This is a genomic window from Saxibacter everestensis (assembly GCF_025787225.1).
Classification (GTDB): domain Bacteria; phylum Actinomycetota; class Actinomycetes; order Actinomycetales; family Brevibacteriaceae; genus Saxibacter; species Saxibacter everestensis.
In genome coordinates, this window is record NZ_CP090958.1 from 1,362,686 (window position 1) to 1,381,930 (window position 19,245).

21 protein-coding genes and 1 riboswitch are annotated in these 19,245 nt (G+C 64.4%); of the genes, 9 read left to right on the forward strand and 12 right to left on the reverse strand.

Annotated features, from left to right (window positions below; genetic code table 11):
* The first annotated feature begins 99 nt into the window (after positions 1-99).
* Entirely contained in the window at positions 100-591 is a 492-nt protein-coding gene (locus tag LWF01_RS06590) for a DUF3145 domain-containing protein (RefSeq protein ID WP_432762014.1), read from the forward strand.
* Positions 592-807: 216 nt separating this feature from the next.
* Here LWF01_RS06590 and LWF01_RS06595 read toward each other — a convergent pair whose 3' ends face one another.
* The 6 genes from LWF01_RS06595 to aceE all read right to left on the reverse strand — a co-directional run bounded on the left by LWF01_RS06595 (position 808) and on the right by aceE (position 8,598).
* Entirely contained in the window at positions 808-2,049 is a 1,242-nt protein-coding gene (locus tag LWF01_RS06595; RefSeq protein WP_349640241.1) for a beta-ketoacyl-[acyl-carrier-protein] synthase family protein, read from the reverse strand.
* A 95-nt stretch (positions 2,050-2,144) separates the two neighbouring features.
* Positions 2,145-2,393, reverse strand: coding sequence for an acyl carrier protein (locus LWF01_RS06600; RefSeq protein WP_349640242.1), 249 nt, complete (start codon positions 2,391-2,393; stop codon positions 2,145-2,147).
* Positions 2,394-2,488: 95 nt separating this feature from the next.
* The gene (locus tag LWF01_RS06605) at positions 2,489-3,496 is read right to left on the reverse strand and encodes a beta-ketoacyl-ACP synthase III (protein ID WP_349640243.1); all 1,008 of its coding nucleotides are present in this window, start codon (positions 3,494-3,496) and stop codon (positions 2,489-2,491) included.
* Positions 3,496-4,440, reverse strand: a complete 945-nt coding sequence (locus tag LWF01_RS06610) for an ACP S-malonyltransferase (protein WP_349640244.1) — start codon at positions 4,438-4,440, stop codon at positions 3,496-3,498. The genes LWF01_RS06605 and LWF01_RS06610 overlap by 1 nt, the downstream gene beginning before the upstream one ends.
* A gap of 54 nt (positions 4,441-4,494) precedes the next feature.
* Positions 4,495-5,742, reverse strand: a complete 1,248-nt coding sequence (locus LWF01_RS06615; RefSeq protein ID WP_349640245.1) for a PucR family transcriptional regulator — start codon at positions 5,740-5,742, stop codon at positions 4,495-4,497.
* Positions 5,743-5,835: 93 nt separating this feature from the next.
* Positions 5,836-8,598 (reverse strand): pyruvate dehydrogenase (acetyl-transferring), homodimeric type, encoded by a 2,763-nt coding sequence (gene aceE / locus LWF01_RS06620; RefSeq protein ID WP_349640246.1) that lies wholly within the window; start codon positions 8,596-8,598, stop codon positions 5,836-5,838.
* Between the two features lie 235 nt (positions 8,599-8,833).
* Here aceE and LWF01_RS06625 point away from each other — a divergent pair, with 235 nt between their 5' ends.
* The 3 genes from LWF01_RS06625 to LWF01_RS06635 are packed head-to-tail and all read left to right on the forward strand — an operon-like array spanning position 8,834 to position 10,270.
* Positions 8,834-9,259 (forward strand): DUF3052 domain-containing protein, encoded by a 426-nt coding sequence (locus tag LWF01_RS06625; protein WP_349640247.1) that lies wholly within the window; start codon positions 8,834-8,836, stop codon positions 9,257-9,259.
* A complete protein-coding gene (locus LWF01_RS06630; protein ID WP_349640248.1) occupies positions 9,259-9,804 on the forward strand; it encodes a redoxin domain-containing protein in 546 nt (181 codons plus the stop codon). Before LWF01_RS06625 ends, LWF01_RS06630 begins: the two co-directional genes overlap by 1 nt.
* Before the next feature lie 31 nt (positions 9,805-9,835).
* The gene (locus LWF01_RS06635; protein WP_349640249.1) at positions 9,836-10,270 is read left to right on the forward strand and encodes an HIT family protein; all 435 of its coding nucleotides are present in this window, start codon (positions 9,836-9,838) and stop codon (positions 10,268-10,270) included.
* A gap of 39 nt (positions 10,271-10,309) precedes the next feature.
* Here the strand turns inward: LWF01_RS06635 and ribH are convergent, their stop codons facing one another.
* The 5 genes from ribH to LWF01_RS06660 form a co-directional block, all read right to left on the reverse strand.
* The gene (gene ribH, locus LWF01_RS06640) at positions 10,310-10,807 is read right to left on the reverse strand and encodes a 6,7-dimethyl-8-ribityllumazine synthase (protein ID WP_349640250.1); all 498 of its coding nucleotides are present in this window, start codon (positions 10,805-10,807) and stop codon (positions 10,310-10,312) included.
* Entirely contained in the window at positions 10,804-12,099 is a 1,296-nt protein-coding gene (gene ribB / locus LWF01_RS06645) for a 3,4-dihydroxy-2-butanone-4-phosphate synthase (RefSeq protein WP_349640251.1), read from the reverse strand. Before ribB ends, ribH begins: the two co-directional genes overlap by 4 nt.
* Entirely contained in the window at positions 12,096-12,710 is a 615-nt protein-coding gene (locus LWF01_RS06650; protein ID WP_349640252.1) for a riboflavin synthase, read from the reverse strand. The genes ribB and LWF01_RS06650 overlap by 4 nt, the downstream gene beginning before the upstream one ends.
* Positions 12,711-12,721: 11 nt before the next feature.
* Positions 12,722-13,768 carry a bifunctional diaminohydroxyphosphoribosylaminopyrimidine deaminase/5-amino-6-(5-phosphoribosylamino)uracil reductase RibD gene (ribD, locus tag LWF01_RS06655; protein WP_349640253.1) on the reverse strand — a complete coding sequence of 349 codons (1,047 nt, stop codon included), beginning with the start codon at positions 13,766-13,768 and terminating at the stop codon, positions 12,722-12,724.
* 140 nt (positions 13,769-13,908) lie between these two features.
* Positions 13,909-14,036, reverse strand: a riboswitch (FMN riboswitch).
* 93 nt (positions 14,037-14,129) lie between these two features.
* Complete coding sequence (locus LWF01_RS06660) at positions 14,130-14,309, reverse strand: hypothetical protein (RefSeq protein WP_349640254.1); 180 nt, start codon at positions 14,307-14,309, stop codon at positions 14,130-14,132.
* Between the two features lie 121 nt (positions 14,310-14,430).
* Between LWF01_RS06660 and LWF01_RS06665 the strand changes: the two genes are divergently transcribed.
* The 4 genes from LWF01_RS06665 (at position 14,431) to LWF01_RS06680 (ending at position 17,686) form a co-directional block, all read left to right on the forward strand.
* The gene (locus tag LWF01_RS06665) at positions 14,431-15,012 is read left to right on the forward strand and encodes a TetR/AcrR family transcriptional regulator (RefSeq protein WP_349640255.1); all 582 of its coding nucleotides are present in this window, start codon (positions 14,431-14,433) and stop codon (positions 15,010-15,012) included.
* Complete coding sequence (locus tag LWF01_RS06670; RefSeq protein ID WP_349640256.1) at positions 15,009-15,959, forward strand: DMT family transporter; 951 nt, start codon at positions 15,009-15,011, stop codon at positions 15,957-15,959. Before LWF01_RS06665 ends, LWF01_RS06670 begins: the two co-directional genes overlap by 4 nt.
* A 148-nt stretch (positions 15,960-16,107) precedes the next feature.
* A complete protein-coding gene (locus LWF01_RS06675; protein ID WP_349640257.1) occupies positions 16,108-16,680 on the forward strand; it encodes a HEAT repeat domain-containing protein in 573 nt (190 codons plus the stop codon).
* A gap of 4 nt (positions 16,681-16,684) precedes the next feature.
* Complete coding sequence (locus LWF01_RS06680; RefSeq protein WP_349640258.1) at positions 16,685-17,686, forward strand: MerR family transcriptional regulator; 1,002 nt, start codon at positions 16,685-16,687, stop codon at positions 17,684-17,686.
* A 34-nt stretch (positions 17,687-17,720) separates the two neighbouring features.
* Here LWF01_RS06680 and LWF01_RS06685 read toward each other — a convergent pair whose 3' ends face one another.
* Complete coding sequence (locus LWF01_RS06685) at positions 17,721-18,116, reverse strand: RidA family protein (protein ID WP_349640843.1); 396 nt, start codon at positions 18,114-18,116, stop codon at positions 17,721-17,723.
* A 134-nt stretch (positions 18,117-18,250) separates the two neighbouring features.
* On the opposite strand from LWF01_RS06685, the gene LWF01_RS06690 reads away from it, so the two are divergent.
* On the forward strand, positions 18,251-19,225 hold the full coding sequence (locus LWF01_RS06690; protein WP_349640259.1) for a helix-turn-helix transcriptional regulator: 975 nt from the start codon (positions 18,251-18,253) through the stop codon (positions 19,223-19,225).
* The last annotated feature ends 20 nt before the right edge of the window (positions 19,226-19,245 follow it).

Below are 19,245 nucleotides of genomic sequence, written 5' to 3' on the forward strand. Positions count from 1 at the left end.
GAAGTATCACGCCGAAGTTGACGGCATGTGCAGCCTCCGCAGTGTTCAGGGTCGTAGGGGAAGACGTACCCATGAACTAGGGAGGTTGGGATGTCTGTTATGACCAGAGGCGTTCTTTTTGTGCACTCAACACCTCGTGCGCTGTGCCCACATGTCGAATGGGCAGCGGGCGGGGCTATTGACGCGCAAGCATCATTTGACTGGACCCCCCAGCCGGCGGCTCCGGGACTGTTTCGCGCCGAAATGTCATGGCAGGCCCCACCCGGCTCGGGTGCCAAAATCGCCTCCGCTCTGCGTGGTTGGGAACACCTGCGTTATGAGGTCACCGAGGAGCCGAGCCCCGGCGTGGATGGCGCCCGATGGAGCCACACGCCCGATCTCGGAATCTTCCATGCCGTCACCGACGTGCACGGCAACATCATGGTTCCTGAGGACCGAGTGCGTACCGCGCTCGAGGTCAGCGCGGGTAATCCTCGCCGATTGACCGATGAAATGGCTCTTGCCCTCGGCCAGGCCTGGGACGACGAACTGGAACCATTCAGGCACGCAGGCGATGGCGCGCCGGTGCGATGGCTGCACAAGGTCGGCTGAGCCAGCAAGCTTCGGCTGACCCCGCGAGCACCGGGGGAGACCGCAAAGCGTCGACACACAAGTAAAGCGTCGACATTAGTAATAAGGAGGCCCGGGCGACTGCCCGGGCCTCCTTATTACTTGTCGCAGTTGTCTCCACGCGAACCGTGACGACGTCTACACGCTCCACGCGAACCGTGACGACGTCTACACGCTCCACGCGAACCGTGACGACGTCTACACGCTTCGCGCCACCACGACGGCATTGTGACCGCCGAAGCCGAACGAGGTGCTCACCGCAAGCAGGTCGCCGTCAGGAAGCTTCCGGGGGTCGTTCAGTACGACATCGAGATTGACCGCCGGATCCACGTTCTGGGTGTTGATAGTCGGCGGCGCCATCCGCTCCTTCAAGGCGAGCACTGTCAGGATTGCCTCGACGGCCCCTGCGCCACCCAGCAGGTGTCCGGTCATCGATTTGGTGGCCGACACAGCCGCATCGTCGATAGCCGCACCGAGAATCTTGTTCAGCGCCACGGATTCGGGTATGTCACCGACCGGGGTCGAGGTGGCGTGCGCGTTGATGTGGCGCACGTCGGCCGGCGACGCGTCTGCGTCATCAAGCGCCAGTCGGAGGGCGCGTGCCGCGCCGGTGCCGTCCGGGTCGCCCGCGGTGATGTGGTACGAATCGTTAGAAACACCCGATCCAGCGAGTTCGGCGTAGATCGTTGCGCCGCGTGCCTTGGCGTGGTCCTCGAACTCGAGGACCAGAGCGCCGGCGCCCTCGGCCATCACGAAACCATCGCGGTCGACGTCGTAGGGGCGTGAAGCGTGCTCGGGATCATCGTTGCGCTTAGACAGCGCCTGCATCGAAGCGAAAGCGGCCAGTGGCAGCGGGTGAATCGCGGCCTCCGATCCTCCGGCAACCACAACATCGGCACGGCCGGAGCGGAGGATATCCAGGGCATGTCCGAGGCTTTCGGTACTCGATGCGCAAGCAGACACCATGGTCTGCACCGAGGCGCGCGCCTTGAGCTCCATGCCGACAGCGGCGGCTGGTCCGTTCGGCATCAGCATCGGTACAGTCAGCGGCATGACTCGGCGCGGACCGCGTTCGCGCAGGGTATCCCAGGCATCCAGCAGGGTCCACACCCCGCCGATTCCGCTGGCCCATGAAACGGCGAGCCGATCGGGGTCGACGTCCGGCGTGCCTGCATCCGCCCAGGCTTCGCGAGCGGAGATCAGGGCGAATTGGCTCGATGGGTCCAGCCGCTTAGCCTCGACGCGGGTCAGTTTTTCCTCGACGGTTCCCGCCGGGACCTTGCCCGCGATGGTGACTGGCAGCGAGTACTTCTCGCCCCAGTCGTTGTCCAGAGCGTGAATTCCGGATGTGCCGGCTAGTGCCGCCTGCCAGGTGGAGGCTGCGTCCGAGCCGATAGGCGTGGTAGCACCAATTCCTGTGATGACGACCTTGCGCGACATAGCGTGGAACCCTTTACAGTTGCTCGAGATTGGCAGTAATGCGCCCGGCCTGCCTTACGGACTGTGGATCCGTCCGGCAGGCCGTTGGGCACTACTCAGTTCTGGGCGTTATGGATGAAGGTGACGGCATCCTGAACGGTGCTGAGGTTCTTGACCTCGTCGTCAGGAATCTTTACGTCGAACTTCTCTTCGGCGTTGACCACGATGGTCATCATCGAGATCGAGTCGATGTCGAGGTCATCGGTGAACGACTTGCTCGGCTCGACGGTCTCGGCGGCCAGGCCAGTTTCTTCGTTGACGATCTCGGCCAGGCCTGCGAGGATCTCTGATTCGGTGTGTGCCATGTTGTGAGTTCTTCCTTTTCTTCACTAGTGGTATCAAGCTTCTATTAGCTTGATCGTCTCCGATGGAGTGGTCGGGGTTTAGCCCCGAACAGATGTTACGGGAGAATCACGACCTGCGCGCCGTAGACCAGCCCAGCGCCGAAACCAATTTGCAGAGCGAGCCCGCCATGCAGTTCCGGGTTCTCGCGCAGCAAGCGCTCGGTGGCCAGCGGAATCGACGCCGCGGAGGTGTTTCCGTTGTCGGCAATGTCACGACCGATCACGACGCTGTCCGGCAGTTTCAACTGCTTCGCCAGTTCATCGATGATTCGCATATTTGCCTGGTGCGGCACGAAGGCGTCCAGATCGTCCGCCGTGATACCGGCTTCGTCCAGGGCCTGCTTTGCGACCTTGGCCATATCCCAGACCGCCCACCGGAAGACCGTGGGGCCTTCCTGGCGCAGGGTTGGGAAAGACGCCTCAGGGTCGTCGCGGTAATCAAGGAATGAGTTGGTGACCCGGATGGTGTCCCAGTTCTCGCCCTTCGAGCCCCATACGCTCCGGCTGATTCCCGGCACGTCACTCGGCCCGATGACGACGGCACCTGCGCCGTCACCCAGCAGGAATGAAATGGAACGGTCGGTCGGGTCGATGAAGTCAGACAGCTTCTCCACGCCGACCACGAGCACATTGCGCGCCGTGCCCGCGCGAACCAGTGCGTCGGCCTGTGCCACCCCGTAGCAGTAGCCGGCGCAGGCGGCCGAGATATCCCAGGCGGGAACCGGCCCGGTGCCCAGCCTGTGCGCAAGCAGCGACGCGGCCGAAGGAGTCGGGTACGGGAACGTCACCGTAGCTACCAGAACACTGTCGATGTCGGCCGGCGTGAGACCGGCGTTGGCGATTGCTTCCTGCGCCGCTTCTTCCGACATCTCGACGACGCCGACTTCAGGAGACGCCCGATGGCGGGTGACGATTCCGGTGCGCTGCTGAATCCACTCATCGGACGAATCGATTGCTTCGACCAGGTCCGAATTCGGAACCGTGTGTTCCGAGCGGTAGCCGCCGATACCGAGAATTCGGCTGTGCTGCACCGGTTCGGTGCTATTCAACGTAGGTTTGGCCATTACTGCTTTGCTCCCTCGGGGTCAACGCCGGCATGACGAGCGATCATATCGCGCGCTGCCTCCAGATCGTCAGGGGTCTTCAGCGCCAGGGTTTCGACGCCTTTCAGCCCCCGCTTCGCCAACCCGGTCAGCGTGCCGGCCGGGGGAAGTTCTATCAGGCCGGTGACGCCGAGCTCTTTCAGCGTCTCCATGCACAAATCCCAGCGGACCGGATTGGAGACCTGGCGGACCAGGCGTTTGACGTAGTCACGACCGGAATTGACCACCGCGCCATCGGCGTTGCTGAGTAACGCGACTGCCGGATCGTTGACGGTCATCCCGGGTGCGATCCGTTCCAGCACGCTCACTGCGGGACCCATGTGGTGGGTATGGAAGGCCCCGGCGACCTTGAGCGGGATAACCCGGGCCTTGGCCGGCGGATCGGCGCTGAGAGCGGCGAGCTGTTCGAGTGTGCCGGCAGCGACGGTCTGCCCTCCGCCATTGGCGTTTGCCGGGGTCAGGCCGTGCCGGAGGATCGTTTCGTCTACCTCGTCGGCGCTGCCGCCAAGGACCGCGCTCATGCCCGTCGGGGTCGCGGCTGCCGCCTCGGCCATCGCGCGCCCGCGTTCCCGGACCAGGATCATTGCTTGTTCGCCTGAGAGCGCACCGGCGGCGCTGGCGGCGGCGATTTCGCCGACCGAGTGCCCGGCCAGAGCGTCCGGACGGGGCGTGTCCTCGCCGAAAAGAGCGGCGAACGAGGCGATTGCCGCGGCTACCAGCAATGGCTGAGCGACGGCGGTGTCTTTAATCGTCTCATCGTCGGATTCGGTGCCGTGCGTCAGCAGATCGATGTCGGCCGCGGCAGAGAGCCACGCTAGGCGATCTTTGAATCCGGGCACTTCGAGCCACGGCGTCAGGAATCCGGAAGTCTGGGCGCCCTGTCCAGGGCAGGCGATCGCAAGCACTATTCAACTCTCGTCCTCATTGCGGCTCAATCGGCATAACGACAGCTACCAACCTTAGGAAGCGGAATTGGAGGTAGTCGACAAACCGGTTGAGGCGGCAAGTCGGCCGTAGACCAGCGCGGCGCGAATAACGAAGGATTCACGTGCCGCCGTCGGGTCCCAGCCGACCGTCTCAGTCGCTTTGCGCAGCCGGTAGCGGACGGTGTTGGGGTGCACGTACATCTCTCGTGCGGTGGCCTCGAGGGAGTTGCCGCAGTCCAGATAGATGGTCACGGTCTCCAGCAGGCTGCCGCCGAGCGCTTCAAGCGGCCGATAGATCCGGTTGATCAATTCGGCCTGGGCATCCAGGTCGCCTGCCATCGCCCGTTCCGGCCACAACTCGTCCGCCGTCACCGGGCGGGGAGCGCTGGGCCATGCCGCGACTGCCTTTCGGGCCGCTACAGCCGCGGCCGCCGACCTTCCGGCCTCGGCAAGTGTTGCGACCGTCGGGCCCAGCACAACCGACGTCGGTCCGAACCGGTCGGCAAGCGCCGCGGCGGACTTGCGGAAGTCGCTCGAGCCGCCAAGCACGACGATCAACCGGTCCTCATGGATTCCGACCAGCGCGTCTTCGGCTACCTTCTGGGCCGCACGCCTGAGTTCGTCGGTCAGCTGCGGTGTAGGGCGGAAAGGCGCCTGGCCGACGACAACGGCTACCTCCCCTTGGGAACGCCAGCCCAGGGCCGAGGTGCGGGAGGCGAGTGCGTCCACGGACTCGCCCCGGACGAGTGAATCGACGACGAGGGCCTCGAGCCGGGCATCCCAGCTACCGCGCGCCTCGGCTGCCTGTGCGTAGACGTCGGCCGCGGCGAATGCGACCTCGCGGGAAAACCTGAGCACGGCTTCGCGCAGCGCCGCCTCATCGTCCACCTTCGCCAGATCCGGCACTCGCTCTTCGACGACTTCGACCACGACCCGCACCAGCTGCAGGGTCTGCTGCAGTGAAATGGCGCGGGTAAGCTCACGGGGCGCCGCACGGAAGATGTCGGCAACGATCCATAGCGGTGCGGCCGGCTTGCGGTACCACTCGACGAACGAGGAGATGCCCGCCTGTGCGACCAGTCCTACCCACGAACGGTCGGCAGGCTGCATGGCTCGATACCAGGGCAATGTGGCGTCAAGGCGCTGCAGGGTGGCGGTGGCCAGGGTGCCTATGCCTGCCTTCAGGCGACGCCCGGTGGCAGCCCGGAGGCGTAGTGCTTCTGTCTCATCGGTTGACGTCGGCTTGTTCGCCGCTGCCTTGCCTGTCGTCCTCGCAGTCATTCCTTGAGCATAAACACTCTTTGTCGGAAATGAACAACGGCGGTGGCTTAAGTCAACAAGACTTAAGCCACCGCCGCCGGTTCCAGGCTGGGATCAGCCGGATTCGCCGGCGTTGTTTCCGGACGAGCCGGCTGTCACATCATGCAGCCGGTACTTCTCGATCGCCTCGGTGACCTTGCTTCGTTCGATCGAACCGGCGTTGGCCAGCGACAGGAGGGCACGAACAACCATCGACGGTCCATCGATCTTGAAGTACCGTCGCGCGGCCGGACGGGTATCCGAAATAGCGAAGCCGTCTGCGCCGAGCGAGGCATAGTCCTGCTTGATGAACTGCCGGATCTGATCCGGGACGCCCCGCATGTAATCGCTGACCGCGATGACCGGCCCTTCGGCGCCCTCTAGCTGCTGGGCTACGAAAGGCACCCGCGGCTCCTCCTCGGGGTGCAGGAACGCGTGTTCGTCGGCCGCCATACCGTCGCGACGGAGCTCGTTCCAGGAGGTGACCGACCAGACATCGGCGGAAACCCCCCAGTCCTCCTGCAGTAGTTCCTGCGCTTCCAGGGCCCAGGGGACTGCGACACCCGATGCCAGCAGCTGGACCTTCGGTCCGTCGAGCGCAGGACCGTCTTCCAGCTTGTAGATGCCCTTGAGGACGCCCTCGACATCGAGGTTCTCCGGCTCCGCTGGCTGCACCATCGGCTCGTTGTAGAGCGTGATGTAGTAAATCGAGTCCGGATCCTTGCGCGGATCCTCCGGGTCATACATCCTGGCCAGGCCATCGCGCATGATGTGACCGATTTCGTAACCGAACGCCGGATCGTAGGCGACGACGGCTGGATTCGTGGCCGCCAGCAGGTGTGAATGTCCGTCGCCGTGCTGCAGTCCTTCACCGGTGAGCGTTGTCCGGCCGGCGGTGGCGCCCAGCAGGAAGCCACGCGTCATCTGGTCGGCAGCCGCCCAGATCGAGTCGCCGGTTCGCTGGAAACCGAACATCGAGTAGAAGATGTAAATCGGGATCATCGGCTCGCCATGCGTGGCGTAGGACGTTCCGGCGGCGGTGAAACCAGCCATCGCGCCCGCCTCGTTGATGCCGACGTGCAGAATCTGGCCCTGTGCCGATTCCTTGTACGTCAGGAACAGCTCGCGGTCGACCGAGATGTAGTTCTGGCCATGCGGGTTGTAGATCTTCGCCGTCGGGAAGAATGAGTCCATCCCGAAGGTCCGCGCCTCGTCCGGAATGATCGGCACAATGCGCTTGCCGAATTCCTTGTCCCGCATCAGATCCTTGAGCAAGCGGACGAACGCCATCGTGCTGGCGATTTCCTGCTTGCCGGAGCCGCGCTTGACCACCTCGTACGCCTTCTCGCCCGGCAGCTGGAGTTCGGCGTGCTTTGCGCGGCGCTCAGGCAGCGGCCCACCCAGAGCCTTGCGCCGGTCCATCAGGTACTGGATCTCGGGGGAGTCCGCTCCCGGATGGTAGTACGGCGGCGCGTACGGGTCGGCTTCCAGAGCAGCGTCGTCAATCGGGATCTGCAGGTGGTCCCGGAACAGCTTCAGATCTTCGAGCGTCAGCTTCTTCATCTGGTGGGTGGCGTTGCGTGCCTCGAAGTGCGGACCGAGACCGTAACCCTTAACTGTCATCGCAAGCACTACGGTCGGCTGGCCGGTATGTTCCATCGCGGCCTTGTATGCGGCGTAGACCTTGCGGTAGTCGTGGCCGCCGCGCTTCAGGTTCCAGATCTGCTCGTCGCTGTAGTCCTCGACCATCTGCTTCGTGCGCGGATCGCGTCCGAAGAAGTTGTCCCGGACGAAACCGCCGGACTCGCCCTTGTAGGTCTGGTAATCGCCATCGGGCGTCTTGTTCATCAGATTGACCAGCGCACCATCGCGGTCCGCCGCCAACAAGGGGTCCCATTCGCGTCCCCAGACGACCTTGATCACGTTCCAGCCGGCACCGCGGAAGAACGACTCGAGCTCCTGCACGATTTTGCCGTTGCCGCGGACAGGACCATCCAGACGCTGCAGATTGCAGTTGATGACGAATGTCAGGTTGTCGAGTTCGTCGTTCGCGGCGGCTTGCAACAGGCCGCGGCTCTCCGGCTCATCCATTTCGCCGTCACCGAGGAACGCCCAGACGTGCTGATCCTTGGTGTCCTTGATTCCGCGGGAATCCAGGTACTTGTTGAACTGCGCCTGGTAGATGGAATTCATCGGCCCGATGCCCATGGACACGGTGGGGAACTCCCAGAAGTCCGGCATGTGGCGTGGGTGCGGGTAGGAAGCCAAGCCAGCGGGTTCACCGTCGATGAGGTGGGATGCCTGCTGGCGGAACCCGTCGAGCTGGTCCTCTGAGAGCCGCCCTTCCAGGAAGGCCCGGGCGTACATGCCGGGGGAGGCGTGGCCCTGCATGAAGACCTGGTCGCCGCCGCCCGGGTGGTTCTTGCCACGGAAGAAATGGTTGAAGCCCACTTCGTACAGCGTCGCGGCACCCGCGTAGGTCGAGATATGCCCGCCGACTCCGATATCCGGGCGCTGGGCGCGGTGCACCATGACAGCGGCGTTCCAGCGAAGCCACTTTCGGTAGCGTCGTTCGACCTCTTCGTCACCCGGGAACCAGGGCTCGTTTTCCGGACCGATGGTGTTGATGTAATCGGTCGCCGTCAGGCTGGGCACGCCGACGTTGCGCATGCGTGCCCGCTGAAGCAGGCTGAGCATCACATAGCGCGCCCGGGTGCGGCCGCCTTCGTCAACCAGTCCGTCAAGGGACTCGAGCCATTCCGCCGTCTCTTCGGGGTCGATGTCGGGTATCTGGCTGGGTAAGCCGTTGAGGATTGGTCCTGCTTCGTCGCGAGCCACGAGCTTCCTCTCAATTCTTCGCGCGCTGACAGGCTTTTGGTCTGCTTCGCGCTGACGACGTCGATTCGTGCGATGGTATCGGTGGCATCCTATCTTGCACACCATGAACAATGCTTCCACCTGCTCGGTGGCTCTGCGCAGGCGGGATGCAAAACGCAGGTTGAAAGATGCCTCGGGCGGGTTGTGCGCATAGAGTGATGTGCGGAACACTCATCTTCATGAAAGGAAGCGATACGTGAGCGGCAACAGCTCCGCAAAGCCGGCGCAGGAGAACCTTGGCGAAAACCTCGGATTCCGCGCGGGACAGATCGTTCAGGAGCTCGGGTATGACGATGACGTCGATTTCGATCTGCGCGACGTGATCGAGGGAATCATCGGCAGTGAGCTCGAGGACGAAGACTCGCAGGAGGTAGTTGACGCCGTCATCCTGTGGTGGAGATCAGACGACGACGACCTGATCGATGCCCTGGTGGATTCGCTGTCGACGCTGGACGAGGGTGGCGTCGTCTGGTTGCTCACGCCGAAGCCGTCGCGTCCCGGGCATGTGCCCGCCGGTGAGATTTCGGAAGCCGCGCCGACCGCGGGCATGCACGTCACCTCTTCAATCAGCGCATCCGGCGACTGGTCCGGCACGCGTTTGGTAAGCCGCAAAAGTCGCTGATGCCTGCCGGGCGCAGCTTCCCGATGCCCGAGCGCCGGTTGCCGGACGAAGGGACCCTTGCACCCGATTTCGAGTTGCCGGGTCAATTCGGATCGTCGGTCCGGCTGTCGACGCTGTGCCGCGATGGCGATGTTCTGCTGGTGTTCTTCCCGTTCGCATTCTCCTCGGTCTGTGGAACCGAGCTGACCCGGCTGCGAGAACTGAGCGCCGGATTCGCCCGACGCGGGATGTCGTTGCTGACAGTGTCGGTGGATACTAAATTCGCGCTGAGAGCCTATGCCGAGGCAGAGAACCTCGACTTCCCGATGCTGAGCGACTTCTGGCCGCACGGTGCGGTCGCACAGCTCTACGGCGTGTTCAACCAGGAGCTCGGCCGGGCCGAACGTGGCACCTTCCTGGTTTCCAGCGATCGGCGGATCGCCGCCCGCCAGGTGGGTGACGCGGCGCAGGCGAGAGACTTCTCACAGTTCCTCGCGGACGACGCTCCTGAGGCCCACGAGGCCGCGACTGATCTCGGACAAACGAAATCCTCTGACCAGAACTGACTAGAACTGACCAGAACAAGGAAGGCCGGCTATGAGCAGCATATTCACAAAGATTATCGACGGCGAGATCCCGGCCCGGTTCGTTTGGGCGGATGACCAGGTGGTTGCCTTCCTCGACGCTGGTCCGCTCACTGACGGGCACACCCTCGTTGTGCCACGCAAGGAAGTCGATCATTGGATGGACGCCGACGATGAATTGAGCGCTCGGCTCTACACGGTGGCCAGAATCATCGCTTCCGCGCAACGGTTGGAATTCGGCAGTGAACGAGTCGGCTTGATGGTTCAGGGCTTCGAGGTTCCGCACCTTCACCTGCACGTGTGGCCGGCGAACGGCCCGGCGGACTTCAACCTGGCCAACGCCAACAAGAATCCGGATCCGAAGCAGCTGGATGACAACGCCGCCCGGCTCAGGGCGGCACTGGTTGCCGCCGGTCATGGCGAGGCTGTGCCTGACGCCGACGAGTGATACGCCGAGCAGTGCGCGGTTAGAGCCGGGCTTTCGCGGTTAGAGCCGGGCTGCCTTGAGCACGACGGCCGAACTGATCGCGGCTTCGGCGGCTTCGGCGCCCTTGTCCTCAATTGACCCCGGCAGACCGGCGCGATCAAGCGCCTGCTGCTCGTCGTCGCAGGTCAGCAGCCCGAAGCCGACCGGAATGCCGGTCCGGGTAGAAACATCGGTGAGGCCGATTGTCGCAGCCTGGCATACGTAGTCGAAGTGCGGCGTGCCGCCTCTGATGACGACGCCCAGCGCAATTATCGCGTCATAGTCGGCTCGCGCCATTCGCGAGGCGAACACCGGTAGCTCGAAGCTGCCCGGAGCCCGCAACACAGTCGGCTCGAGGTCGGCAAGTTCACAGACACGTTTGGCGCCGGCAATCAGTCCGTCCATCACCGTTGTGTGCCAGCTCGCGGCAACGATTCCGACCCGTAGCCGGGGAATAGTGGTGCCGTCGGCGAGGCGGCCTTCGTTGATTCCGATTCCCGGCGTTCCTGCATTGCTCATGGTGCGACTCCTAGCTGTGTGGTTCCCGACGAGCGTCCGGGTGCGGGCAGGTCCCCGATGTCGATGACATGCCCCATCCGGTCCCGTTTCGTGGTGAGGTAGGCGAGGTTTTCCGGCGTCGCCATCGACGGCCGCTGCAATTGCGCCGTCACTTCGATTCCGTCTTTTTCCAACGCCGCCCGTTTTCCCGGATTGTTGGAAAGCAGCCTGATCCGGGTGACGTCAAGGTCCCGAAGGATGGCCGCCGCCGCGTGATAGCTCCTGTCGTCGACCGGGAGGCCGAGATCCAGGTTTGCGTCGACGGTGTCCCGGCCGGCTTCCTGCAGAGCGTACGCCTGGAGCTTCGCGGTCAGTCCGATGCCGCGGCCCTCGTGTCCGCGAAGATAGATGAGCACACCGCGACCTGCCTCGGCGATTTCCTGCATTGCGGAGCGCAGCTGGTTTCCGCAATCGCAGCGGCTGGATCCGAAGACATCCCCGGTGAGGCATTCCGAGTGAACCCGCACCAGCGGCGCCTCATCTGAGCGTGCATCCAGGCCGAGGGTCAGCACCAGGTGTTCGTCGTCGCTGACCTCGTTGCGGTAGGCGGTCGCCATGAACCGGGGAGCATCGTCGCCCGGTGACGATTGTGCCAGCGTGCTGGGCAGAAGCACTGCCGGGCTGGCCGATAGCGGAGATTCGATCAGGTACCGATAGGCCACCAGGTCCTCAATAGAGATCATCACCAAACCGTGACTGTCGCAGAACTCGCGGGTCGCCGGTGCATCCATGATGCTCCCGTCGTCCGCGACGAGCTCGCCGATCACGCCTGCCGGACTACAGCCGGCCAACCGGGTGAGGTCGATCGCCGCCTCAGTATGCCCGCGTCTGGCAAGAACACCGTGTTCCCTGGCCCGGAGCGGGAACACGTGCCCAGGCCGGGTGAGCTGCGCGGGCGTCGTTTCGGCGGAGGCGAGCAGCCGGCATGTTCGGGCGCGGTCCGCGGCCGAGATCCCTGTTGTCACCCCGATTCGGGCGTCGACGGATACCGAGTATGCGGTTCCCTTGGCATCCTCGTTTATCGCCGTCATCGGTGGCAGCGCGAGCGCGTCAAGCCGGCTGGCCGGAAGTGGCGCGCAGAGCACGCCGGAGGTGTGCCGAACCAGAAAGGCCATGCTGGCCGCGCTGGCGTGTTCTGCGGCGAGGATCAGGTCGCCCTCGTTTTCCCGGGAGGCGTCATCGACGACAGCCACCGGTTTTCCTGCCGCGAGGGCGGCCAATGCCTCGGGAATCGTATCCAGCCTGACGTTCATGATGTGCTCCCGGCGTTCGGAATGCTGATCAGGTTTTCGACGTATTTCGCGAGCACATCGACCTCCAGGTTGACCTGGTCACCGATCTCCCGGGTGCCAAGGGTCGTTTTCGCCAGTGTCGACGGGATCAGGCCGATCGAGATCGTCTGCTGGTCAACGGAGGCGACTGTGAGCGAGGTGCCATCGACGGTGATCGAGCCCTTGCCGACGACGTAGCGGCGGAGTTCCGGCGGAAGTGAGATCCGAACCATGTCCCATTTCGGCGTGGACTCGCGAGTCAGCAGTGTGCCCACTCCGTCCACGTGCCCCTGGACGATATGGCCGCCGAATCGTCCCGACGCTGGCATGGCCCGCTCGAGATTGACCCGGTCGCCGGCCCTCAACCGCGCCAGCGCCGACCGCTGCAGGGTTTCGTTCATCACGTCGACGGCGAACTGGCTGGCCGAAAACCCGGTGACGGTGAGGCAGACGCCATTGACTGCAATAGAGTCTCCGTCCGCGGCGTCGCTGACTACCAGGGTGGAGTCGATCCGCAGTGTGGCGCTTTGTGTTTCGGGACTGACATCGATTCCGGCCACCGTGCCCAGTTCCTCGATAATTCCGGTAAACATTGCGGGCTCCTTCACTTGTCTTCCAGCGTGTAGCTGAGGCGGACATCGCCGCCGAGAATCGTTGTGTCGTCGAGCTGCCAGCGCGTGGCGTCGGCAAGGGTGTGCAGGCCGAGATCGTTGATCACGCTGGTGCCGCTGCCCAGCATCAGCGGCGCGACATAGAGGATCAGCCGGTCGACCAGACCGGCGCGCAGGAACGCCGAGCCGAGTGTGGCCCCGCCCTCCAGCAGCGCGCCTCGATGGCCGCGATCGAAGAGCACCCGGCTCAGCGATTCCAGATCAACCCGGCCGTCGTCACCCGCGCCGAACTCGGCGGTGGTGGCGATCAGGGTCGGCGCATCGTCGTTGCGAACCGGTGCGTCGGGTGGGGTCCTGCCTTGCGAGTCGACGACAACTCGCAGGGGCTGGTGGTCGAGCAGTCGGCCGGCTGCGTCGCGGGCGGTTAGCCGCGCGCCATCCAGCAAGACGCTGCCACGGCCCGCGATGACGACGTCGGCCTGGCCGCGTAAGCGGTGGACGTCAGCACGTGAACTTGCCGAGGAAATCCACTGCGATGTGCCGTCTTCGGCTGCAATCCTGCCGTCGATCGTCATCGCTGCCTTGTACGTCAGGTGCACCCGGCGACGCGCGACGGCGGTAAGCCATTCCTGGTTGGCGGCCCGCGCGGCGCGCTCGTGCATGCCCGAGGAAATGTCGATGCCGTTGCCGGCCAGGCTGGCTCCGCCGCCTTGCGCATCGGAGGTCGGGTCGGCGACCGCGTAGACGACTCGGGCGATCCCGGCCTCCAGCAGCGTCGCGGAACAGGGCGGAGTGCGGCCATGATGATTGCACGGCTCGAGCGTGACGATGGCGGTTCCGCCCCGGGCCCTGTCTCCGGCGGCGCGTAGTGCGTGAACTTCGGCATGTGGTTCGCCGGGCCGTTCGTGCCAGCCTTCGCCGACGATGTCACCGTGCGGATCAAGGATCACGGCGCCGACTCGCGGATTGGGTGCGCAACCATTGGCGCCGAGCAGGGAAAGCTCGATGGCGCGCGTCATAGCGGCTGCGTCGGTTGTCACCGCTGGTCCCTCGCAATCGATAAGTCGATGGAGTGAACCGGGGTGAGGAATGCCGTTGCGTGTCTGCCGTCGTCGATGAATAGGGAGACGTCACCCCTGACATAGGGGACCGGTCACCTATCCACTTCCGCCGTTTCGCACGCGTGCTGCCTCCCATCCGGACTTTAACCGTCGGTCTCGGAGTTTCACCGAGTCAACCGGCCACCGAAATGGCCGGGTCGCGGACTATCACCGCCGGTTCGGACTTTCACCGACCCCGGAGCACGTTCTTACTGGATGAGGGTAACTCCGGGCAGAACACAAGCACAAACTGAGAGTGCTGCGGTGAAGGGCTGGTGCTCGGTCTGCTCGCAGACTCGGCTCAGGCTGCTGACTGCTTTACCGCCAGCACCGGGTAATCGCTTTCGATATCCGCGCCGGCCCATCCGCAATCTTCGGCCAGACACTGGGCGACGTTGACCAGTTCGTCGGTATCGGGCCAGCGGGCCAGGCCGATGTAGACGACATCAGTTCCGCACTCTGGGCAATAGTTGATCTCCATGACGGCAGATTACGACCAGGCACTGACATCCGGCGCCACGACACTCCGGCACGGTCCCGATCGCTTGAGCGCGGCTGGGTAGACTGATCTACCTAATCGATGAAAGGCGCGGGTGGCAACTGTGGGAACTGAGCAGAAACGTGCAGCATCGGCGCGTTCGCGGTTGCTGGATGCGGCGGCGCGCAGGTTCTACGCCGACGGTGTGGGGGCGACGGGCATCGATGCGATCACGGCCGAGGCCGGTGTTGCGAAAATGAGCCTGTACAACAATTTCGCCTCGAAGTCAGAATTGGTTCTGGCGTATATCGGGGCACGGCACCAGGAATGGCTTGAGCTCTACCGCGCCAGGCTTGCCGATGCGTCGACCTCGGGGGAGCGGGTGCTGGCGGTGTTTGACGCCTACATCGATCACGCCTCGACCGCCTATGAGCACGGGTTCCGTGGATGCGGCCTGCTGAACGCCGCGGCGGAGTTCCCGGTTGGCGACCCGGCGCGCGAGGCGGTGCGAGGGCAGAAGGAGCAGGTTGAGCAAATCCTGACATCGCACCTCGCCGAGCTGACCGATACAGACCGGGCGAGAGAACTGGCGGAGCACTTCTGCTTCCTGCTGGAGGGCGCGATGGCGCGCGCGGGGCTCGAAGGTGACCCGTCGCGATTGATCCGTGCCCGCTCGATCGCCTCCGGCATGGTGGATGCGCTGTGAACCAGGGCAGGCTCGCGGGCGTGGCCGCGATCCTGACCACATCGTTCCTTTGGGGCACGACGGGCACGGCGGCGACGTTCGCTCCCGATGCAGGCCCGTTGGCCATCGGCGCGGCCGCGCTCGGCATCGGGGGACTGTTGCAGGCGGCTATTGCCATTCCCGCGCTGCGGGGCTCATGGTCGATACTTCGGACCAACGCGGCTATGGTCGCTGCTGGCGCCGTGGCGGTCGCCATCTATCCGTTGGCGTTCTACAGCTCGATGCATCTGGGCGGTGTGGCGATCGGCACTGTGGTCTCGCTCGCCTCGGCCCCGCTGGCGTCTGGGGTACTTGAGCGGGTGTTGGAGCGCAGGGCATTGAGTCGCTGGTGGATGCTGGCAACGGTGCTCGGAGTGACCGGCGGCCTGCTGCTGTGCTTGTCGAGGCTGAGCCAGCTACCGTCCTCGGCATTGGCGACGGGCGCAAGCATAGTGCTGGGGCTGTTGGCGGGTGGCACCTATGCCGCGTACTCCTGGGTGGTGCACCGGCTTATGCAGAACGGCGCTGGCCGAGCCGCATCGATGGGCGCGGTCTTCGGCACTGGTGGCGCTCTGCTGGTTCCGGTTCTGCTGATCACGGGTGCACCGCTGGTAGCCTCGGCCGAGTCATTCGTGGTCGCGTCCTATATGGCTCTGATACCGATGTTCCTTGGGTACTTCCTCTTCGGGTACGGCCTGAGCCGGGTGAAACCCAGCACCGCGACCACCCTCACGCTGAGCGAGCCTGCCGTGGCCGCCATCCTCGCAGTTGTCGTGGTCGGCGAACGCCTGACTGCCGCAGGATGGGTCGGGCTCGGTGTCATCTCAGCCGCCCTCGTCGTCCTGGTACTCGCGCCGACGAACATTCCGCAGGCCGAAAGCGATGGTGTTCGAGGAGCTCGCCGCTCCGGTGGAGTCATCCGCACTTGACCTTGACACTGTGACAAGGTTTTGAATCTAAGGCGGAGGTGGTCCAGAAGTGATCCAGAAACATGACAACCAGATCGCGTCGCGATTGAAGACTGCGCTAGAAGCAGGGGACCCGTCGGCCCGACTTCAAGCTGCACTGACTGCCGGCATGCATCCCGCGCCCAAGTACGTCGATGTCCTGGTGGAGCAGTGCGGGGTAGAGCCGGACTTCTACGTGCGCGACATGCTGACCTGGGCGCTTACGCGGCACGATGCAGATTCAGCCGTGGATCGGCTGCTGATCGAGCTCAAGTCGGAAACGGCGCAGGCCCGGAGTCAGGCGCTCCACACGCTGTCGAAGATCGGTGACCGGCGGGTGTGGTCCGCGATCACAACGGACCTGCTGCAGGATGAGAACGACGAGGTCGCCCGCGCTGCGTGGCGTACCGCGGCCGGACTCGTCCCTGCGGGGCGTGAAGCTGAACTCGCTGAGACATTGTCGACCCAGTTCAACCGGGGGGACCGCGAGATGCAGCTGAGCCTCAGCCGCGCCTTCGTCGCTCTTGGCCCGGCGGCATCGCCCGTTGTCGAGCGAGCGAAAGCCGATAGTGACGATGCCGTGCGCACACACGCCATCGCCACCGAGCACCTGATCCAGTATCCCGACGAGGGATTCGACGCCGCGATCGCCGAAGCGCGCCGGACCGTTGCGCTTCTTGGCGCACCGGTCATCGGGGAGTGAACCGGTGCTGATCGGCGAAGTCTCTGAACAGTCTGGCATCAGTACTCGGATGCTGCGCCATTACGACCGGCTCGGGCTGGTGTCGCCATCCGAGCGGACCCCGAGCCGGTACCGCGAGTACTCGGAGCAGGATGTCCGTCGGCTGTTTCAGGTGGAAGGACTCCGCTCGCTCGGACTGAGCCTGCACGAGATCGCGGACGTACTCGCGGACCTCTCGTTCAGCCCGGCATCCATTGTTGAACAGCTCATCACCCGCACCCGAGACCGCCTCGGCCGCGAGGAGGAACTGCTTCGCCGACTTGGTCAGGTGCAAGCAAGCGACCCCACTGCATGGTCCGACGTACTGCGAATCATCGGACTGATTCGCGGACTCGACGCCAACGACCCCTCCGCGCGCCAACGCTTCGCCCTGTCAGTCGCAGGCAAGGAGGAGGGCGACGCCATCCATCTTGCCGAAGCGGCGCTGCACGAGGCCGATCCCTTTGCCGCCGGCGCGCTTTACTGGGCCCTGGCACGGTTCGGCGACAGTGCGCTCCCGGTTCTCACGGAAGCTCTGAATTCTCCGATCGCCAATCGGAGACATCGTGCGGTGGCGGCGCTGGAAAAGATCAACTCTCCACGGGCTGCTGCTGCCCTCGCCGATGCCTTCCGTCACCCTGATCCGCTGGTAAGCCGACGAGCCGTACTCGCGCGCGGCACAAGCGGTCAGGCCGATGCCATCCCTGCGCTTCTCACCCTGGTTGTCGAGGGAAGCGACGATGTCGAAGCCGCTGACGTACTTGAGCTGCTCGCCAACCGGCACGGCTGCGCAGACGAGATTGCAAACGCAATCGCTAACGAGCTGGTCGGCGCAACCGACACGGCTCGCCAGCGCCTCGCGGCAGTGCTCGCAGGAATCCCCGGTCTGCGGGCCCAGACGACCTTGACGATGCTTGCAGAGGATCCGGCTCGCAGTGTTGCCTTGACCGCATCGTTTGTGCTCAAGGCACGACAGTCCGACGACTGATTGTCTGGCTCACTTTCGAGGCGGCGATGTCGCATTACGCGACGGCGGTTCCTTCGAGTTCGACCATCTGGCCTGGGATCGCCAACCGGGTCACCCCGAGCATCGTGGTGGTCGGCGCGACACTGGCTGCACCCAGCCGCGATGCCAGGACGCCGTAGTCCGGGAAGAGTAGATCGACGTCGGTGGTGTAGACGTTGAGCCGGACCAGGTTCGCCAGCGACATGCCGGCCTCGTCGAGCACGGCCTCCAGGTTGTCGAGGCTCAGCGCCAACTGTGCCGCCATGTCACCGTCATGCTGGGGCTTGCCGTCGTTGTTCATCGCGGTCTGCCCCGAGATGTAGAGGGTCCGGGCGTGCCCAGAGACGACCTCACCTTGGTTGAATCCCAACGCCTGTGACCACGTCACCGGGTTGACTGCCGTTCGTTCGATTGCCATATCGACTCCATTCGATTCATCGAGTACGCACGCCCGTCGGCTCGGTAGCCGCCATCTTTGACGTCGTGCTAACCAGCCTGGCAACAAATCACGACATCCTGTGTCATGTATTCCGATAGAGTTTTTGTATGCGTGCCGATCGGTTGGTCTCGCTGGTGCTGCTGCTGCGCCAGCGCGGTCGGCTGTCCGCGGACGCGCTGGCCCGCGAGCTGGAGGTATCCACCCGCACGGTGCTGCGTGACATCGAGGCGCTTTCCGCGGCAGGCGTCCCGGTCTTCACCGAACGCGGCCGGCACGGCGGTTTCGCATTGCTGCCAGGTTTCCGGACCGAGCTGACCGGGCTGAATCACGACGAGGCCCTTGCCCTGCTGACCGCCGGATCGGGGCGCGGCGAGCAGGTATTCGGCCTCGGCTCGGCGCTTGCTTCAGCCATGCGCAAGCTGGTCGACGCGTTGCCCGAAGGCCACCAGGCCACCGCGAGCGACGTGGCTCAGCGATTTCTCGTCGACCCGGAGACCGACCTGCTCGCACGCCGGCAGGACACTGAGGAAGTACCCGACTCCATCATGATCGAGGTCCGGCGTGCGGTGCTTGCCGGGCACAAGCTGCGCATTCATTATGCGGCGGTGGACCGGGCCGCGAAATGGCGCACGGTGGACCCGATCGGCCTGGTCACCGTGCGTAACAAGGGCTACTTGCTGGCAACGACGTCCGGCGCGGATCGGACTTACCGGCTGTCTCGGATCCTGGCCGCGGAGGAGCTCCCCGAACCCGCACAGCGACCAGACAAAGTCGATCTGGGCCAGGTCTGGCAGGAACGCAGCACCCGGTTTCGGACCGGCGGCAACCAAGTCGCCGTGCTGGTCCGGGTGGACCCGGCACGACGGGAGGAGCTGGTGGGCACCGCGCTGGCTGTCGTCGCCGAAGAGGCCGACACAGACGGCTGGCTGCGGCTTGAGGTGACCTTCCAGGATTTGCGACACGCCGAATGGGCGCTGTGGCAGCTCAGCACGCGCGTGGAAGCGCTGACTCCGCAGTCATTGCGCACCGCGCTACGCGATCGCGCTGCTGCGATTGCCACCCGATACGGAGACTCGTTCTGAAGGGCCGTCACCTTTCTGTG

Excerpts from the sequence above, each read along its gene's own strand:
- LWF01_RS06595 (WP_349640241.1), bottom strand. The coding sequence starts at position 2,049 with ATGTCGCGCAAGGTCGTCATCACAGGAATTGGTGCTACCACGCCTATC.
- LWF01_RS06590 (WP_432762014.1), top strand. The coding sequence starts at position 100 with ATGACCAGAGGCGTTCTTTTTGTGCACTCAACACCTCGTGCGCTGTGC.
- LWF01_RS06650 (WP_349640252.1), bottom strand. The coding sequence starts at position 12,710 with ATGTTTACCGGAATTATCGAGGAACTGGGCACGGTGGCCGGAATCGAT.
- ribH (WP_349640250.1), bottom strand. The coding sequence starts at position 10,807 with ATGAGCAATGCAGGAACGCCGGGAATCGGAATCAACGAAGGCCGCCTC.
- LWF01_RS06690 (WP_349640259.1), top strand. The coding sequence starts at position 18,251 with ATGCGTGCCGATCGGTTGGTCTCGCTGGTGCTGCTGCTGCGCCAGCGC.
- LWF01_RS06630 (WP_349640248.1), top strand. The coding sequence starts at position 9,259 with ATGCCTGCCGGGCGCAGCTTCCCGATGCCCGAGCGCCGGTTGCCGGAC.
- ribB (WP_349640251.1), bottom strand. The coding sequence starts at position 12,099 with ATGAACGTCAGGCTGGATACGATTCCCGAGGCATTGGCCGCCCTCGCG.
- LWF01_RS06615 (WP_349640245.1), bottom strand. The coding sequence starts at position 5,742 with ATGACTGCGAGGACGACAGGCAAGGCAGCGGCGAACAAGCCGACGTCA.
- LWF01_RS06660 (WP_349640254.1), bottom strand. The coding sequence starts at position 14,309 with ATGGAGATCAACTATTGCCCAGAGTGCGGAACTGATGTCGTCTACATC.
- LWF01_RS06675 (WP_349640257.1), top strand. The coding sequence starts at position 16,108 with ATGCATCCCGCGCCCAAGTACGTCGATGTCCTGGTGGAGCAGTGCGGG.
- LWF01_RS06600 (WP_349640242.1), bottom strand. The coding sequence starts at position 2,393 with ATGGCACACACCGAATCAGAGATCCTCGCAGGCCTGGCCGAGATCGTC.
- LWF01_RS06635 (WP_349640249.1), top strand. The coding sequence starts at position 9,836 with ATGAGCAGCATATTCACAAAGATTATCGACGGCGAGATCCCGGCCCGG.
- LWF01_RS06605 (WP_349640243.1), bottom strand. The coding sequence starts at position 3,496 with ATGGCCAAACCTACGTTGAATAGCACCGAACCGGTGCAGCACAGCCGA.